The following is a 15,874-nucleotide window of genomic DNA, read 5'->3' as shown; positions in this document are numbered from 1 at the left end:
TGCTTGACTTGGCTTGTCTGAATATCCATGCATACCAGCGTCTGTACGTTGTATTACCTACATACAGACGCTGTGCTGCTCAAAGCACTATTCTGCCCACGACAACTTGTTTAGATAAAAATTGCGCTCTAACGCGTCAATCTCGAGGCCTTGTAAAGAATTATGCGCGGCGGCGTTTTGTTGGTAATACACCACAGGCGTGACAGGGCGCGCCTCATAAATGATCTTGGAGACCTGCTGTTTGATTGCCTTTTCAGGCGCTTTGCTGGTTTCTAAGACCTGCAAATCTTTGGTCAGCTCTGGCGACTGCCAGTTCATGACGCCCCAATCACTACCCGCGGGCGCAAAGTCTTCAAGCAGCGAGCCAACAGGGTCGGGCGTCATGCCATAGTTGCGCGCATACAGCGCCATCTCTAGGCTGCCATCTTGATGCCCTGAAGGAATCTCAGAAAAGTTGCCTACCGACACATCGACTGCAACGCCGATTTTTTTCCACTGCGCTTGTAAGGCAGTGGCAATCAATGGCAGCTCAGGACGGTCCGAAAAAGTGCGCAAGGTGAATTTAAAGGGCTTGCCGTCTTTTTGTAGCATGCCTTGGTCATCGGTAGTAAAGCCCAAATCAATGAGGCGCTGCTTAATCGCGGCAGGGTCAGGCTGTTTGGTTGAGGGTTGGATTTGCCAATCGGCAAAAATAGATGGCAAAATCTGCTCGGCAACGGCTTGTTTAGAGTGCATCACGGATTGGGCGATACCTTGGCGGTCGATGGCATCGCTCAGCGCTTGGCGCACGTTGACATCATTAAACAGCGGATTATCGGCATTGACTTTGTACTGAATGGTGCGTGCCAATGACTTGGACAGCACTTGTACATTGGGGTCTTGTTGCAGGCGGTTGAGGCTCGCAGGATCTAGGGTAAATACCAAATAGTTGGGCTTACTTTGTGCCAGCAGGGTACGCGTCTCACTGCGGCTGTTGGCCAAATAGCTGATATTTCCAATCTTGGCAGGTGTGCCCCAATAGTTGGCGAATGCTTGCTGCTCAAGCTTTTGTGGTGGCTCAAAGGCCATCAATTGATACGGGCCTGTACCAATCAGTTCTGTGACTTCGCCGTTATCTGCAAACGATTCGTTTGCCAAAATAATGCTGGTCGCGTGAGCCAAATAGGCGGGCAACGACATCAGTGGCTTGCCCAATGTCAGCTCGACCCTCTTATCATCAACAGCGCGAATATCGGCAATTTGTGCTGCCTTGAGCGCGGTCGGTTTTTGTAGCGCGACGGTCAAGCTTTTGACCACATCATCTGCTGTCAGCGGCGTGCCATTATGAAACTGCACGCCATCACGCAGTACGAACGTCCACACATCTCCTGCCTCATTGCTCGACCAGCTTTTTGCCAGCATCGGTTGCAACTGGGCATCTTGATTGGCATCGACTAAGGTTTCTGCCAGCTGCATCCGCTGAAAAATAAAGCCTGTGGTACTGGGTTCGAGTGAGGTCAACTCCCATGGCGTGACCACAATCAAGTCTTGTTCGCTACCTGTCTTTGTTTTTGTTGTAGCGGTATTTGTATTGTCCGCCTCTGTTTTTGCGGTACTGTTCATACTCAGCACATACCACGCTAGCCCTGCCAGTATCAGTAAAGCAGACACAATGACCGTTTTTTTCATACTTAGTTCCGTTATAACATAACATAAAAGCAATGTTATACTATATCAAAATTTTTAAAAAAGAAATATTTAAGAGATAAAAAGTAAAATCGTGATAAATAAGTAAAGAGGTCATCGTTAGCAAAAAACTTACGCTTATGTAAAAGGCGATACAAATAGTCGTGCTATTATCGGTTTTCAAACACATAGGTTGTTGTTTTTAACCATTTTTCATAGTTTGGTGTCGCCTTGACACTGACTGTATTTAAAGCAGCGTAATAAGGAGTAAAAATCTCATGGGGCTTGCGGTCTTTGCCATCGTGGCAGGCTTGGCAGTACTGGTCTGGAGTGCGGATAAATTCATTGATGGGGCAACCGTGATTGCCCAAAAGTTTAATGTCCCCAGTTTTTTGATTGGGGTTTTGATTCTTGGGCTGGGTACCTCTGCGCCTGAGATGGTGGTTTCAGCCTTAGCCGCCTTGGATGGCAGCCCTGAGCTGGCGCTGGGTAATGCTTATGGCTCCAATATTATGAATATTGCGCTCATACTTGGTTTGACCGTGCTGATTAGTCCCGTGCTGGTTGAGCGCGGTGTGGTAAAACGCGATTTGCCTTTATTGTTAATCGTGACAGGCGTGGCCGCATGGCAGCTATATGATGGTGTCGTGACTTTGGTAGATGGTGTGCTACTGGTGCTGATGCTGATAGGTGTGCTTGGCATGCAGATTGTCTTGGGCAAGCGTGAACAAGTAGCCGCACAACTTGCAGATACCACAGCGACTGCCGAGCCTGCAAATGAGCTGTCTGAAGCGCAAGTAAAAAGCAGTACCGTTTCGCTCGTGATTGGCTTGCTGTTATTGGTTATCAGCTCGCGCGCGGTGGTTTGGGGTGCGATTGAGCTTGCGACCTTGTGGGGTCTGAGTGAATTGATTATTGGTCTGACCATTGTTGCTGTTGGGACGTCATTGCCCGAACTGGTCGCCAGCATCACCGCTGCCCGCCGTGGCGAGCATGGCATGGCATTGGGCAACATCGTCGGCTCGAATGTTTTTAACACTTTAGGCGTGGTGGGTTTGGCAGCAGTGATTGCCCCCATTTCAGTCAGCAGCGCCATGTTCTCGCGTGATGTACTGGTGATGGCAGGATTGACGCTGCTACTGCTCGGCCTATGTGCGGTTGCTGTGATGACCAAGCGCCGCTTTGGTCGCCTCTCAGGCTCTACGCTGCTACTGTGCTTTTTGGGCTACACCACATGGCTGATACAAAGCGTAAGCTTATAAGCATAAGCCATCATAAAGACGCCCAAACAAAAAAGCCATCCTATATTATGAGGACGGCTTTTTTTATGCGCTGTTGCTGATGCGCTTATTCTTTGGTTTCTTTACGGTTGCGGATGGTTTTCCACAAACCCTCATGCGCCTGCTTGGGCATTTTCAGGGTTACCGTGTTGGACAGCATGTCTTGTACCGCAAGACCTCGGCGATTAAATCGGCAAAACACATAGTTAAACATAAAGCCCAAAAACGCACTGGTGAGTATCGCCGCGCGCGAACCATCAACCAAACCGCCAATAAACGCAAAAATCGCAGGCATCAAACACGCCGCCAAGATACGCTTAAACGCCGCGCCCCACGATAGTAGCTTGCCTTCTTCATTAACTGTCTTAAGCTGCCACGTCTGCATGCCGAGCGTCTGTCCGCCGCGTCGCCAAAACAGCCCATAAAAACCCACCAAGGTTAAGACAAACGCAGGCGTCATCACCACATTTTGATACCATGTGGGCAAGGTGCGCGCCTCATCTGAGCTGACTCCCGTTTGCATGGTCAATAGCGTACCGATGACCGTCAGCACTGTGCCCACCAAAAACAGCAATGCCAAAATCAGCATCCCGTCATAAACAATCGCCACCACCCGCGTCGTCGGTTTGGCGATGACAGGTTCTTCGATAGGGGCTTTGGTAGCACGCGGCGCTTTGGCTTTGGCGGCAGATTTACGTTTTGACATGATACAAGCTCATTACCAGCAATAAATAATGGCGGATATTGTAGCGTATTTTGCGCCGCTATCGGTAACTATAGCGCGGGTAAGTGCCACTGACGCAAATGGGGGATAAATAAAAAACGGTGAGCTGCTGTAAAACAAACGGGACGATAATATGTAGTACAACATTATGGCGGGCTGCTGGCACAAATTTTACTCGCTTGCTGTACGCTAGCCGTTCCAGAGGCCTCGTAAAAGTTATGCCAGCATAACTGTATTCATTTTAAAATGAGTTGGCAATAAAAGAAAAAAGCAGGCAAAAAATGATGGGGAATAAAAACAAAAACGACAGACGTAAAAAAATCGCCTTAATGTCATTTGACATGGCGATTCATTTAGTGCGTTAAAAACGCTGTCAATGCAATGGTGCGCCTGGAGAGATTCGAACTCCCGACCCCTTAGTTCGTAGCCAAGTGCTCTATCCAACTGAGCTACAGGCGCTTTTTGCATCGTATTTACCGTCTGTGTTAACCACTTCTTGTAAATTTCGTTGGCTATTATATAGTGAATATTTTTATTGTCAATCACTTTTTTTATTAAAGTCAGATTTTTTTGATTTTAATAAAAATGGTGTTTCCAATCATTTATTCAGTGCCATAACAGCTAAATGATGGCGGTGAAGGAGGGATTCGAACCCTCGATACGCGTTAACGTATGGTTCCTTAGCAGGGAACTGGTTTCAGCCACTCACCCACTTCACCGAAACAAGATAAGACTTTTTGTGCATCTTTGCTAAAGATACGTCCTACGTTGTGGGCAATGATTATATCAAAGCAAAAATAAAATGCAAGCGCTGTCGGTATTTTCTTTTGCCCTTATTTTAAAGTTAACAGCAAAACCCTTATAGACGGTGTCTTTACCTGCGGTCGTCGTCATCTTTTATAGCAAATAAACGATGTACCAACAGATGTCGTAGACAGATGGCGTGTGCTAGACTGGGGCTATTGTTTTGTTCTCTTTTTAACACCAATTTTTTAATAGCCCTTTTTTAATAACTTTCTTTAACAACAAGGAGCAATCATGCGTCCAGTGGTGCTGTGCTTTTCAGGACTCGACCCTTCAGGTGGTGCGGGGATACAGGCCGATATTGAATCGATTGGGCAGTCAGGTGCGCATGCGGCTATCGCCTGTACGGCACTCACCTTTCAAAGCTCGCAAGCGGTGTTTGGCTTCACCGCGACATCAGCCGCCGATGTGCGTGCCCAAGCGGTTGCCGTACTTGATGATTTGCCTGTGGCAGCGATTAAATCAGGGATGCTGGGCACGACCGACAATATCGAGCTGTTGACCCAACTGTTTGCTGAGGAAATTATCAAGGCGGGCACACCATTTGTGCTCGACCCTGTACTGGTCGCCAATAGCGGCGGCAGTTTGGGTGACCCTGAGACGTTGGTACAAGCCTTTGAGCCATTATTGCCCTACGCGACCGTCATCACGCCAAATTCGCATGAGCTGCGTGCCTTATCGGGCAAAGAGGATTTGCACGAGGCGGCAGTGCATTTATGTGATAACGGTGTACATGCGGTGCTGGTCAAGACCTCGCACGACTACGACAGCGGCGACATTCATCAATACCTGTATATCCAAGGCAAGATGGTACACGAGAGTATTTTGCCACGCTTGGCAGGGGAATTTCATGGATCAGGCTGCTCACTTGCCAGCTTTATCGCGGGGCGCTTGGCTCTTGGAGACACGCTCGTGGATGCTATTAAGGCAGCAGACGCATGGATTATTCCCACCTTGCAAGCCGCTGATGTACCGCATCCTAATGATTTGGACGCACAAAAGATTCCAATGCGCTTTTAAGGCCGTTTTTAGGAAGCTGCTACGTCTATTTTTGTGGCGCTCGGTGTTCTTTTGCATGGCAGTTGCTGCTACATATAATTGGATAAATAAAAAACGCGCCCAATCACTGAGCGCGTTTTTTGCTTTTAATATTTATCTGATTCTAAGAAATTTAATACTTAACCGAGCATTGGCATCATGTTGCCTGCAATGCTACCAATAATCATCTCAAGCAAATAAAATACAAAAAATGCGACCATTGGCGATAAGTCAATCATACCGAGATTGGGCGTGATGCGGCGAAACGGCGCCAAAATTGGCTCTGCCACACGGATAATCAGTCCCAAAATCGGGTGCATGTTGTTGGTCAATACCACAATCCAACTGACGATAATGGAGCCAATAACCAAATAGCGGCACATCTGCAAAAAGTCGAGTATCAGACTAAGCGTGCCTGTAAAGAATAGCGAGATTGGCCCGATACCGTGATGGGTCAGTGCCGCTTTGCCTGAAATATCAATCAAGCGAATCAAAAACATCAATACAATCGCTGCGGTATTGATGCGCCCATGACCGACCGTCGGAAAAATCCGTCCGAACACATCGACAATATGCGTCGCACGATAGGCCGCGTGCGCGACAGGGTCACGCGCGTCCAGACCTGCAAATTGCAGCATAAAACGGATAAACACCAGCATCATCGCTAAGGTGGTTACCAAATCAAAAGTCGTTAATAACACGTCATTCATGAATAGCTACTCAATGCACTATGATGCGCTGCGCTTAGCTTTGCGAGCGCATCACAGTAAGACTTTTAAACAGTGAGCCTAGCGCCTATCGCTACCTCACCATACGCCATAGATAGTTTACTTCATCTCTTCGCTCAGCGCTTGGCTGCGCTTATAGCAAGCAGTCATGGCTTCAGCAATCTGACGGCCGATTTCGTTCGCTTGCATGGATTCGATGGCCGCTTGGGTCGTGCCGTTTGGTGAGGTCACTTTACGGCGCAGTTCTGCTGGGCTGTCTTCGCTTTGTAGGCTCATGGTCGCCGCACCCAGCATGGTTTGCATCGCTAGGGCTGAGGCTTGTTCTTTGTTTAAGCCAAGCGCAACCGCGCCATCGACCATGGATTCGATAAAGTAAAACATATACGCAGGCGCTGAACCAGACACTGCCGTTACCGCGTGCATGTGCTCTTCGTCTTCTACCCACATGACCAAACCTGACGCCGCCATGACCGCTTCAGCAAGGTCTTTTTGTTCGCTAGTGATATCATCTGTCGCATACAAGCCTGTCGCGCCCATCTGAATCATTGATGGCGTGTTAGGCATGGCGCGGACGATGGTCTGATATCCGCCAAGCATGTCCGAGATAATCTCAGTAGACAGACCTGCGGCAACCGATACGATCAGTTGCTTGTCCAGCACGTCTTTAAAGCCGCTGACAACTGCTTTCATGACTTGGGGCTTCACTGCCAGCACCACAACATCGGCATCAACCACAGCTTTGGTCGCGTCGGCGGTTGGGTCAACGGTTTGTAGCCCTTTGGCAGCTAGCTGCTCGCGCACGTCGGCACTCGGATCGGCAGCAGTAATATTACTTGGCTTCACACCACACGCCACAAGACCACTGATAAGTGCTTGTGCCATATTACCTGCACCGATAAAGCTGATTTTTTTGTCATCTAGTACTGACATAGCTGTCCCCTATTGGCAAATATAAAAAAGTGCACGCCACAGCGCGTTATAAAATGACACTTAGTGTAGCATATCGATATGACGCTTATCGATGTTTTGGCAGCTTGTCAGACACAGAATCACGCTATTCATTAGCGCTTCATGTGTATAAGACTAGGGCGTGTCTTCACTTTAAATGATGGTGGTAAAAATGAGATAAATCAAAGGCAAACAAGGAAGTAAGCCATTAAGGCGCTATTAAAAGGTCATTGTTGTAAGCAATAGGCGCAGCCGCTTTGTTCATTAAAGGCCACGTTTGGTAAGGACTGACAAGGGCAATCGGTAGGTGCTGACCGTGAGCGTTCGTTACGCTGATGATGGCAACGCTATCACGCAGCCAGGCAGGAATGCCCAAATATTGATACAGCTTTTTGCCGCGTTGGGGATGGGTCATGCAGATGGTTTGTACTTTGGTTTGTCGCGTTAGCGCTTGAACATGTACGCGGCTGTCTGTGATGGCCTTGGCAGGTTGCACGCTGATTTGCCAGCGGTATTTATCATCTGCCCGTAAAATCAAAGCAGATTGATTGTGGTCAAAAGCATCATCTAGGTCAAATTGCTGCGGCTTGATAGGCATATCCAGCCATGCCAGCCATGTATGGTCTAAACGATAAAGGGTATCTTGATAACGGCGGATATGATAACTGTGCTTGGCACCTTGCCAATAGATATCGGTCTGATGATTGCTGCTCTCTCGCTGTATTAAAGCAATCACATCATCCACGCGCTGTTTTGACGGTGGTAGCGGCTCATCAAACGATAGCCATGTATGCAAACATTGACGCAAACGCGACATTGGCAAAAGCTGCAAAGCAGGCACAGATAAAGCGCGCTGCACAGGCGGATGCTCAATAAAGTGAAGCGCCGCCTGCTCGATGTCTGTATCGGCTTGCGCCTGTACGGTATCCGCTGCATCACGTAACAGCGCAGCACTGCGGGTTATATTGTCAATGGCTTGGGGATTGAGCGCGGTCAATGCAGGCATAATATGACGGCGCAACTGGCTGCGCTGATTATCGCCTGTGTCGTTGGTGGGATCATTGATATAGGGAAGCTGCTGCAGCTTGGCATAGTCGCTGATATCATCACGACGTACGTTAAGCCACGGTCGCCACAGCTGATAGCGGCCTGCGTCCGTCATTTGTACACGCCATGGCTGCATACCCGCCAGCCCTTGCACGCCTGCGCCTTGTATCAAACGCATGAGCAGGGTTTCGGCTTGGTCATCGCTGTGGTGCGCAAGCATCAGCACATCGTCTTTCGCCATGTGCGCCTGCATCGCATGATAGCGGGCATGGCGCGCCGCTTGTTCATCATGACCTAAGACGTGCGTGCAGAGAACGCGACACGGCAGCCCTTGTGCCTCCGCCCATGCTTGCACGTGCATCGCCCACGTTTTGCTGACAGTTTGCATACCGTGGTCGACATGGAGCATCTGCGGCAAAAACGGCAAAGCCCCTTGACGGTACAATGCCACACACACCGCCGCAAGCGCCATAGAATCGCGCCCACCGCTACATGCAAGCCAGACACGCCGACCGCGCAGCATGTCATGGTTCTCAGCAAAACTACGCAACAACGCACGCGCTAGAGGATGCTGTACATCCATCGTATTGGCGTGCGTTTTAATAGGATATGGCAGGATGCTGCTCATGCTGTTCATCATTCACCCTACCTATCACTGCTGTATTGACTGCGCGAACGCCTTATGCGCTCGTCAACATCACGTCAGAATTAAAGGCTTTAAACTTCTGATAGCGCTGTTCACAGCGGGCATCGGCATCCATATCCATCAATTCATCCAGCTGTTTTAGCAGTAACGCTTTTAGGTCATCCATCACAGGCTGAGGATGCACATGCGCGCCTTCGCCTTCGTTGATGACTTCATCAATCAAACCCAAGTCGTGCAGGTTGACGGCGTTTAGCTTGAGCGCTTCGCTAGCGTCTGGGGCTTTTTCTGCAGTTTTCCAAAGAATAGAGGCGCAGCCTTCTGGTGAGATGACCGAATAGATGCTGTTTTGTAGCATGTTGATTTTGTCGCCCATACCGATAGCCAGCGCGCCACCTGAGCCGCCTTCACCAATCACGGTGACAATCACAGGTACTTTTAGACTTGAGAATACCGCAATGCTCTCAGCAATCGCTTGCGCTTGACCGCGCTCTTCTGCGCCCACACCAGGATACGCGCCTTGGGTATCAACAAAGGTCATCACAGGAATGTTAAAGCGCTCTGCCATTTTGACGAGACGAATAATTTTGCGATAGCCTTCAGGGTTCGCCATACCAAAGTTGTGCTCAATACGTTCGCGGGTGCTGCGACCACGATGTTGACCGACCACCATGACAGGTTTGCCATCAATACGCGCAAGGCCACCTAAGATGGCTTTGTCATCGGCATACGCACGGTCACCGTGTAACATGTCAAACTCTGTAAACAGCTTATTAACGTAGTCCATAAACAATGGACGCTTGGCATGACGTGCCAGCTGAACGCTATCCCAGACGGTACTCATAGACGATTCCTTTTTATTGTAGCAGCGCGGCAAATAAGGCGCTGGTAACAAGATGATGTGCGATTAAAAAAGTACAACTGTAAACTCAATATGGCCTATAGTAGCATATCTCATTTGCCGAGGCATTACTCGGCTGCTGGCTTTTGTTGCCAATCAGCCGCACAGTCGCTGGCTGATATACAAAAAGCGCTTAGCTGTCCGCGTTGGCGACGCACAACGTCACGCCCCATTTGGCAAACTGCTCAATATCTGCCGTTAAATCAGACAACAAGAAGCGATGATGCTCATAGTCAGTATTGACACGCACCTGCCATACGCCCTCGTCGGTGACAGTAAGGGTCATAATGGGCGGCTTATAACGGGTGCGGCTATGATGCGTCAGTGCAGCAAGGCGGAGCAGCAAACACAAATAAACCAGCGACTTGCCGCCTGCAGCTTGGGTTTGCTCTAAAATATCGGCTTTTAACTTGCGGCGATGGGTCAAGACAAGCTGTGCCATGCGCTTTTGGTCGACTTGCGAAAACCCTGGAATGTCCGCGTGCTCTAACAAATACGCGCCATGACGATGATAGTTGCTGTGACTGATGGCAAGACCAATCTCATACAAAAACGCGGCACGGCGCAGTAAATCTTTATCATCTTGGCTGAGATTCAGCGTGTCTTCGACCTGTTCAAACAGGCGCAGGCTGGTTCGTACCACTTGTTTGGCTTGTTTTTTATCCACCGAATAGCGGGTCATCAGCGCCTCGACACTGCGGTCGCGCACATCTTCACTGGCAAAACGCCCAAGCATGTCGTACATCACGCCTTCACGCAGCGCGCCATCTGAATAGCTGAGCGCTTCGATACCCAAGACTTCCATGGTCGCACGCAGTACCGCCACACCCGCGGGAAAGACCGCTTTACGGTGTTCTTTAACGCCGACCAAATCAATCTTATCGGTGTGACCAATCTTTAGCAGCAGCTTTTCAAGTTTTTTAACGCCGCTATAGGTGACGCACTCTTGGTCATCTGCCCAGCCTTTATCCACGAGCACGTTGCGCACGGCTTTGATGGTGCCACTTGAGCCAACAACGCTGCTCCAGCCTGCCTTTTGGTATTGCCCATGAATCACCAACACTTCACGGCGCGCCGCGGCAAAAGCGTGGGCAAAGGCAGATTCAGTAATGTTGCCGTCCGCAAAAAACTGCTTGGTAAAAGCCACACAGCCCATTTGCAGGCTTTCGGTCAAAATCGGCTCAAAACCTTGACCAATAATAAATTCGGTCGAGCCGCCACCAATATCAAACACAAGACGCTTATCACTACTGGCATTGGTGTGCGAGACACCCAAATAAATCAAACGCGCCTCTTCACGCCCAGCAATCACCTCAATGGGCTTTGGCAAAATGGCATTGGCTTGTTTGATAAATTCGGCGGCGTTTTTGGCACGGCGCAGGGCATTGGTCGCGACAATACGAATGCGGGTTGGGGCAATAGACTCCAGCTGGGCGCTAAAGCGTTTTAAGCAATCAATACCGCGGGTGATGGCTTCGTCAGTCAAATAGTTGTTGGCATCCAAACCTGCTGCCAGCTGTACCTTTTCGGACATAGACACGACTTTTCTGACCTCATCATGGTCAAGGCGTGCAATCGCTAAGTGAAAACTGTTAGAACCAATATCAATGGCGGCCATCAGCTCGTCATCATCAAGCGGCGTCGTAGCAGAGTCAAGAGTATGCATAACTAAAGGGGTCACCTAATCAAGGGCGCAACAATAGCAAAACTTTGCGCAGGTTGGGAATCAAGACCACAATGACAGGAAGCGCTTTAATGTTAACGCCGCCCAGCCTACCGAAGCGCGGTAAGTTTGGTCATTAAAGCATTTCTACCAAATACAGGCAAGCAGGCAATGGCACGGGTAATCAAGCGGCTACATGCGCACACAAAAAAACAGCACTTAATAAGTGCTGCTTTTACTCATTGCTCAAGATTAAAGGATAATTACGCTGCGCTCGCCATACGCGCAAACACCGCATCCGCCGCGTTGATGGTCGCTTCGATATCGGCATCAGTGTGCTTGCTTGAGATAAAGCCCGCCTCGTACGCCGATGGCGCAAGATAGATACCCTGCTCTAACATACCATGGAAAAAGGTATTAAAAATGGTCATGTCGCACTGCGTGACTTCATGAAAGTTGCTCGGCGTGGCGCTGTTTTCGTCTTGCACGAAGAACATGCCAAACATGCCGCCCAATGTATTAGTGCGCAGGGCAATGCCATGACGGTCAGCGGCAGCTTGGATGCCCGATACCAGCTGCTCGACTTTCGCCGCTAACGTGTCATAAAAACCATCAACAGTTAAGTCTTCAAACATGGCGATGCCTGCACGCATGGCAAGTGGGTTGCCTGAGAGTGTGCCCGCTTGATACACGCCGCCAAGGGGCGCGATGCACGACATGATTTCTTCTTTACCGCCGAACGCACCAACGGGTAGGCCTGCGCCAATGATCTTGCCAAAGCACGTCAAGTCAGGCTCAATACCAAAGTGCGCTTGTGCGCCGCCCAGACCCACGCGAAAGCCCGTCATGACTTCATCAAAAATGAGTACCGCGCCGTGTGTGGTGCATTGCTCACGCAAGGTGTCGTGAAAGTCTTGCTCAGGGATAATCATGTTCATGTTGCCTGCGATAGGCTCCACGATGACGCCAGCAATCTCATCGCCCCACTTTTCAAAGCATTCTTTGATGGCTTGCGGGTCATTATATGGCAAGGTGATGGTGTGCTTGGCAAAATCCGCAGGTACGCCTTTTGACGTTGGCTCACCGATATCGAGCATGCCTGAGCCTGCCTTGACCAATAAGCTGTCTGAGTGCCCGTGATAGCAGCCTTCAAATTTGACAATCTTGTCGCGCCCTGTGTAGCCACGCGCCAAACGAATCGCGCTCATGGTCGCCTCGGTGCCTGAGTTGGTCATACGTACCATCTCGACACTGGGAACGATTTCGCAAATTTTATCGGCGACGGTGGTTTCAAACGGCGTTGGCGTACCAAAGCTCAAACCATCATCAGCAGCGCTTTTCACCGCATCAATCACCTTTGGATGGGCGTGACCCAAAATCATAGGCCCCCACGAGCCAACATAGTCAATATAGGCATTGTCTTCGGTGTCGTAAATTTTGCTGCCCTCAGCGCGGTGAATAAAAATCGGCGTACCACCAACCCCGGCAAAGGCGCGGACAGGTGAATTCACGCCGCCTGGAATGTGCTTACGGGCTTGGGCAAAGAGTTGTTCGTTCTTGGTGCTCATAATGCGTCTCTTATCGTTTGTCTTAAATGATGTGCTGCCAGATTAAGGCATGAGTAGGGTTTACGCCTTTTTTACCACCGAAGACTTTAGCTTCATAGCGCCAAAGCCATCGACTTTACAATCAATATCGTGGTCATCGGGCGCGTCGTGTAGCAGGCGAATGCTTTTGACTTTTGTGCCTACCTTAATAGGTGTGGACGATCCCTTGACTTTTAAATCCTTAATCACGGTTACTGCGTCACCATCTTGTAACACATTACCAACCGCATCACGAATCACCGCCTCAGCGTCGTCGTTTGCGCTGTCAGTATCCGCTGCCGTCCACTCGTGGGCGCACATCGGGCACACCAGTAGCGTACCGTCTTCGTAGGTATAGGTTGCCGCGCAGGCAGGACAGGCTGGTAGACTCATAGTATCCTCGATAGTTTTTCAATTAAAGTGACTGCTAAAAATGGCTGACAGCGGACGCTGAGAGCAAGAACTGACCGCCCCAATGGCGGTATGGTTATGCGCTTATTGTAGCCTATGTGGCGCGCTTTCACCAATTCAGCGCATTTTAGCGTCCATATCTTGTTATCATATTTTGTTATGATAGAGCGCACAGATTTTTTGCGCCGCTAATATGGATTTTGCGTCATTGATACCCATCATAGTACATCTAGCGTACGCACAAGAATGATAAGACAATAAGGACACGATTTATGAATGATATAACCGCCGAGCAACCTCAGTTTGTACAATTAAGTCTCCAAGGCGAAGATGCTGAAAAGTTTTTGCAAGGGCAATTGACCTGCGATGTCAGCAAATTGGGTTTGAGCTATCAGCCGACCGCGATTAGTAATCTAAAAGGCCGCATCAGCTTTGGCATTTGGATTAAAAAACAAGCCGAAAAGCACTTTGATATTGTCATCAGCGCCGACTGTGGCGATGCCCTGCAGCAGCATTTGCGTAAGTTTGGTGCGTTTTCTAAATTTACCACCAGCGCGCCTGAGCCTATTTACCCGTGTGTGTTGAGCGGTGAGCCAACCTTTAGCCATCTTGAAGACCACAACCGCGCAGAGGACACAGCGGCATGGGTGGCGCGTAGCCTTGAGACGGGCAATTATTGGATTACTGCCGCGACCCAAGACATGTTCCAGCCGCAAGAGCTGCGCCTGCATCAGCGCGGCGGTGTCGATTATGATAAGGGCTGCTACTTGGGGCAAGAAGTGATTGCGCGCATTTATTTTAAAGCCGCACCCAAAGCCTTTTTGCATTATGTTAAGGGCACAGGCGCAGCACCAAACGCGGGCGACAAACTTGAACACGCCCACGTGGTCAATGTCCGTGCTGTTGATGATGGTTTTGTCGCTTTAGTGACCGCCCGTCCTGATAAGCTGGCTGACAGTGAGTTGCAAGTGCTGGACTTGCCTGCTGCGCTACAAGCAGACGTGGCACGCAGTAAGTAATTTTTTATCGTTGGTGTCTTATACGGCGCTTGTATGGCGCCCACTAAGACCAATCGTCTACATGAGTGAGCAACTATGACACATATTGCGGTATTGGGTGCAGGCGTGGTGGGTGTGACCACCGCATGGTATTTACGTCAGGCAGGCTATGATGTGACCGTGATAGAGCGCGAATCTGCTGCCGCAATGCAGACCTCGTTTGCCAATGGCGGGCAGATTTCAGTCTCGCACGCCACACCATGGGCGACCCCCGCCACACCAAAAAAAGCCCTAAAATGGCTGTTAAAAGAAGACGCACCGCTACTCTTTCGTTTGCGAGCGGACAAAGCGCAGATGAAATGGGCAATACAGTTTTTGCAAGAGTGCCGCGCCGATCGTGCCGATGCCAATCTTGTGCAAATGGTACATTTGGGTCTGTACTCGCGTGCCGCCTTGCAAGCGCTGCGCGCCAATATCGGTATTGACTATGAGCAGCAAACCCGCGGCATCATGCACTTTTATACCAGTCAGGCCGAGTTTGATGCGGCTATCGCGCCCACCATGCGCATGCAAAGTCTTGGATGTGAGCGACAGATTATTGACATTAATAATGCGGTTAATCTTGAGCCTGCGCTTTATCCCATCGCGCACAAGCTGGTCGGCGCAACCTATACCAGTAATGACGAATCGGGCAACGCGCACTTATTTACCCAGCGTCTAGCGGCGCACTGCGCGGATGCAGGCGTGCAGTTTTTGTACGACACCGAGATTGTGGCAATAAATAAAGATACGGACAGCAATACGCCGCGCGTTCATAGCCTGACCATTCGTCCAAAGGGTGAAAACGCGCAGAGTTTTTGCGCGGACAGCTACGTGCTGGCTTTGGGCAGCTACAGTCCTGAACTGGTCGCGCCGCTGGACATTCAGTTGCCCATCTTTCCCGCCAAAGGCTACTCCGCCACCTATCAGGTCAATCCCCGCGCCCCGCACCTTGCACCCTTTGTCAGTATGATTGATGATGAATATAAGCTCGTCATGTCACGCCTCGGTGACAAATTGCGTGTGGCAGGCACGGCGGAATTTAACGGCTTTAATTTAGAGCTGAATGCCACCCGCTGCGAAGCGATTACAAGGCGCGTGCAGCAGCTGTTCCCAAAAGGCATCATCGCCTCCTCAGTGCAATACTGGACAGGACTGCGCCCAATGACCCCCTCAAATGTGCCGTTGATTGGGCGCGCGCATATAGGGCAGGTCAGGCACGGCAGCTACGCACAGCAGCAGCAAAAGCCTGCCCGCTTCGACAATCTGTGGTTAAACACAGGACACGGTACACTCGGTTGGACACACGCTTGCGGCTCAGCCAAAGCCATTAGCCTCTTGATACAAGGGCAAACCCCTGATGTGGACTTTGATTTTGTAGCGCAGTAGGATTTTTAGC

13 protein-coding genes and 2 tRNA genes are annotated in these 15,874 nt (G+C 50.0%); 4 read left to right on the top strand and 11 right to left on the bottom strand.

The window, feature by feature from the left end:
* Positions 1–87: 87 nt before the first annotated feature.
* Positions 88–1,668, bottom strand: a complete 1,581-nt coding sequence (locus JIE71_RS01320) for an ABC transporter substrate-binding protein (RefSeq protein ID WP_199506930.1) — start codon at positions 1,666–1,668, stop codon at positions 88–90.
* Positions 1,669–1,943: 275 nt separating this feature from the next.
* On the opposite strand from JIE71_RS01320, the gene JIE71_RS01315 reads away from it, so the two are divergent.
* Positions 1,944–2,927: a calcium/sodium antiporter gene (locus tag JIE71_RS01315; RefSeq protein WP_199506929.1), complete on the top strand. Its 984-nt coding sequence runs from the start codon at positions 1,944–1,946 to the stop codon at positions 2,925–2,927.
* Between the two features lie 85 nt (positions 2,928–3,012).
* On the opposite strand, the gene JIE71_RS01310 is transcribed toward JIE71_RS01315, so the two are convergent.
* From JIE71_RS01310 to JIE71_RS01300, 3 genes are all read right to left on the bottom strand, one after another.
* Positions 3,013–3,651: an RDD family protein gene (locus JIE71_RS01310; protein ID WP_199506928.1), complete on the bottom strand. Its 639-nt coding sequence runs from the start codon at positions 3,649–3,651 to the stop codon at positions 3,013–3,015.
* A 400-nt stretch (positions 3,652–4,051) separates the two neighbouring features.
* Positions 4,052–4,128 (bottom strand) — tRNA-Arg (locus JIE71_RS01305).
* A 170-nt stretch (positions 4,129–4,298) separates the two neighbouring features.
* A tRNA-Ser gene (locus JIE71_RS01300) sits at positions 4,299–4,388 on the bottom strand.
* A gap of 319 nt (positions 4,389–4,707) precedes the next feature.
* Here JIE71_RS01300 and JIE71_RS01295 point away from each other — a divergent pair.
* Entirely contained in the window at positions 4,708–5,493 is a 786-nt protein-coding gene (locus tag JIE71_RS01295) for a hydroxymethylpyrimidine/phosphomethylpyrimidine kinase (RefSeq protein ID WP_199506927.1), read from the top strand.
* A gap of 158 nt (positions 5,494–5,651) precedes the next feature.
* Here the strand turns inward: JIE71_RS01295 and JIE71_RS01290 are convergent, their stop codons facing one another.
* From JIE71_RS01290 to JIE71_RS01260, 7 genes are all read right to left on the bottom strand, one after another.
* Entirely contained in the window at positions 5,652–6,221 is a 570-nt protein-coding gene (locus JIE71_RS01290; protein ID WP_199506926.1) for a YggT family protein, read from the bottom strand.
* A gap of 117 nt (positions 6,222–6,338) precedes the next feature.
* A complete protein-coding gene (gene proC, locus JIE71_RS01285; protein ID WP_199506925.1) occupies positions 6,339–7,169 on the bottom strand; it encodes a pyrroline-5-carboxylate reductase in 831 nt (276 codons plus the stop codon).
* A 226-nt stretch (positions 7,170–7,395) separates the two neighbouring features.
* Positions 7,396–8,862, bottom strand: a complete 1,467-nt coding sequence (tilS, locus tag JIE71_RS01280; RefSeq protein ID WP_199506924.1) for a tRNA lysidine(34) synthetase TilS — start codon at positions 8,860–8,862, stop codon at positions 7,396–7,398.
* A gap of 52 nt (positions 8,863–8,914) precedes the next feature.
* Positions 8,915–9,721 (bottom strand): acetyl-CoA carboxylase carboxyltransferase subunit alpha, encoded by an 807-nt coding sequence (locus JIE71_RS01275; protein ID WP_199506923.1) that lies wholly within the window; start codon positions 9,719–9,721, stop codon positions 8,915–8,917.
* A gap of 190 nt (positions 9,722–9,911) precedes the next feature.
* A complete protein-coding gene (gene ppx / locus JIE71_RS01270) occupies positions 9,912–11,444 on the bottom strand; it encodes an exopolyphosphatase (protein WP_199506922.1) in 1,533 nt (510 codons plus the stop codon).
* 260 nt (positions 11,445–11,704) lie between these two features.
* Complete coding sequence (gene hemL / locus JIE71_RS01265; protein ID WP_199506921.1) at positions 11,705–13,009, bottom strand: glutamate-1-semialdehyde 2,1-aminomutase; 1,305 nt, start codon at positions 13,007–13,009, stop codon at positions 11,705–11,707.
* Positions 13,010–13,069: 60 nt separating this feature from the next.
* On the bottom strand, positions 13,070–13,420 hold the full coding sequence (locus JIE71_RS01260; RefSeq protein ID WP_199506920.1) for a zinc ribbon domain-containing protein YjdM: 351 nt from the start codon (positions 13,418–13,420) through the stop codon (positions 13,070–13,072).
* A gap of 290 nt (positions 13,421–13,710) precedes the next feature.
* Between JIE71_RS01260 and JIE71_RS01255 the strand changes: the two genes are divergently transcribed.
* Positions 13,711–14,457 carry a YgfZ/GcvT domain-containing protein gene (locus tag JIE71_RS01255; protein ID WP_199506919.1) on the top strand — a complete coding sequence of 249 codons (747 nt, stop codon included), beginning with the start codon at positions 13,711–13,713 and terminating at the stop codon, positions 14,455–14,457.
* A 75-nt stretch (positions 14,458–14,532) separates the two neighbouring features.
* Positions 14,533–15,864, top strand: a complete 1,332-nt coding sequence (locus JIE71_RS01250) for a D-amino acid dehydrogenase (protein ID WP_199506918.1) — start codon at positions 14,533–14,535, stop codon at positions 15,862–15,864.
* Positions 15,865–15,874 lie beyond the last annotated feature (10 nt).

Source organism: Psychrobacter sp. bablab_jr014, from assembly GCF_016464015.1.
Lineage (GTDB): Bacteria > Pseudomonadota > Gammaproteobacteria > Pseudomonadales > Moraxellaceae > Psychrobacter.
The sequence above is the reverse complement of the archived record's forward strand: the minus strand, read 5'-3'. Positions and strand labels throughout refer to the sequence as shown.

What these genes read in the sequence shown, in the direction of transcription:
- JIE71_RS01320 (WP_199506930.1), bottom strand. Translation starts at nt 1,668, where the DNA reads ATGAAAAAAACGGTCATTGTGTCTGCTTTACTGATACTGGCAGGGCTA.
- JIE71_RS01315 (WP_199506929.1), top strand. Translation starts at nt 1,944, where the DNA reads ATGGGGCTTGCGGTCTTTGCCATCGTGGCAGGCTTGGCAGTACTGGTC.
- JIE71_RS01310 (WP_199506928.1), bottom strand. Translation starts at nt 3,651, where the DNA reads ATGTCAAAACGTAAATCTGCCGCCAAAGCCAAAGCGCCGCGTGCTACC.
- JIE71_RS01295 (WP_199506927.1), top strand. Translation starts at nt 4,708, where the DNA reads ATGCGTCCAGTGGTGCTGTGCTTTTCAGGACTCGACCCTTCAGGTGGT.
- JIE71_RS01290 (WP_199506926.1), bottom strand. Translation starts at nt 6,221, where the DNA reads ATGAATGACGTGTTATTAACGACTTTTGATTTGGTAACCACCTTAGCG.
- proC (WP_199506925.1), bottom strand. Translation starts at nt 7,169, where the DNA reads ATGTCAGTACTAGATGACAAAAAAATCAGCTTTATCGGTGCAGGTAAT.
- tilS (WP_199506924.1), bottom strand. Translation starts at nt 8,862, where the DNA reads ATGAGCAGCATCCTGCCATATCCTATTAAAACGCACGCCAATACGATG.
- JIE71_RS01275 (WP_199506923.1), bottom strand. Translation starts at nt 9,721, where the DNA reads ATGAGTACCGTCTGGGATAGCGTTCAGCTGGCACGTCATGCCAAGCGT.
- ppx (WP_199506922.1), bottom strand. Translation starts at nt 11,444, where the DNA reads ATGCATACTCTTGACTCTGCTACGACGCCGCTTGATGATGACGAGCTG.
- hemL (WP_199506921.1), bottom strand. Translation starts at nt 13,009, where the DNA reads ATGAGCACCAAGAACGAACAACTCTTTGCCCAAGCCCGTAAGCACATT.
- JIE71_RS01260 (WP_199506920.1), bottom strand. Translation starts at nt 13,420, where the DNA reads ATGAGTCTACCAGCCTGTCCTGCCTGCGCGGCAACCTATACCTACGAA.
- JIE71_RS01255 (WP_199506919.1), top strand. Translation starts at nt 13,711, where the DNA reads ATGAATGATATAACCGCCGAGCAACCTCAGTTTGTACAATTAAGTCTC.
- JIE71_RS01250 (WP_199506918.1), top strand. Translation starts at nt 14,533, where the DNA reads ATGACACATATTGCGGTATTGGGTGCAGGCGTGGTGGGTGTGACCACC.